This window comes from Bradyrhizobium sp. CCBAU 65884, assembly GCF_028128835.1.
Classification (GTDB): domain Bacteria; phylum Pseudomonadota; class Alphaproteobacteria; order Rhizobiales; family Xanthobacteraceae; genus Bradyrhizobium; species Bradyrhizobium ottawaense.
This window is the reverse complement of sequence record NZ_LBJU01000024.1, coordinates 1-767: the sequence shown is the minus strand read 5'-3', so window position 1 is coordinate 767 and position 767 is coordinate 1. Positions and strand designations below refer to the sequence as shown.

Annotated in this window: 1 protein-coding gene; it reads right to left on the bottom strand. The window is 60.8% G+C overall.

The features are described 5' to 3' along the window. Positions 1–328: 328 nt before the first annotated feature. Positions 329–767 (bottom strand): IS66 family transposase (locus tag XI03_RS01570; RefSeq protein ID WP_271591096.1); only part of this gene is annotated, 439 nt, incomplete at its 5' end.

The following is a 767-nucleotide window of genomic DNA, read 5'->3' as shown; positions in this document are numbered from 1 at the left end:
ATTTTTTGTTCTTGAGATGGGCTTTGCGCGCGTTGGCTCACGACTTTCTGCTTGGAGGCGAATGAAACCCGCCGGGGGGTAAAGCGGGCGATCACATCCGAGGTCTCCTAGGGCCGTTCGTGGGCGGAAGGCTGATCCTGCTTAAGCGGCGTGGGGCGACGCTTTGAGGCTGCCAGTTCCAAGGAAGCAGTTCGTTGATGCGCTTGGCAGGGTGATCCGGTACGGCAATGCCGTTTTGAATGCGAGACAGAACCGGCTGCGGAACAGTTAGGCGTTTGACCTTGCCCCCAAGTTTTATCCAGTCCTGAGTTCGCCCCGGCTGTTGGATTTACCCGAACGGGCGGTGGTAGCGACGGGAGCTGGTGCGGAGCCATCGGCGTAGCGCAGCGCCAGATCCCGTCGCGGGTTGCAGGTGAAGGCAAACTTGATTGAGCGCATAGCGGATATCCTCGGCGAGGGTCGAACCGCTGGAGATCAATGACAGCTGTTTCTCGAACCACGACTTTAACGCGGCGACCATTGGCAGCGAGTGCTCCTTGCGCGCGGCCAACCGGATGTCCGGCGACGAGCCGCGCACCATGGCTTCGATGGCGTAAAGCTGCGCGATGTGCCGAACAGCGGCCTCGGCGATCGGTGACTTGCTGTTGCGCACCAATTTGACGAAGCGCCGGCGCAAATGGCTCCAGCAATGTGCGGATTCCGACGTGAAGCCGGCGGGCATTCCGATCAATTGTCGGCCACCGTTCCGATCTGAAGCCGGCCGCGAT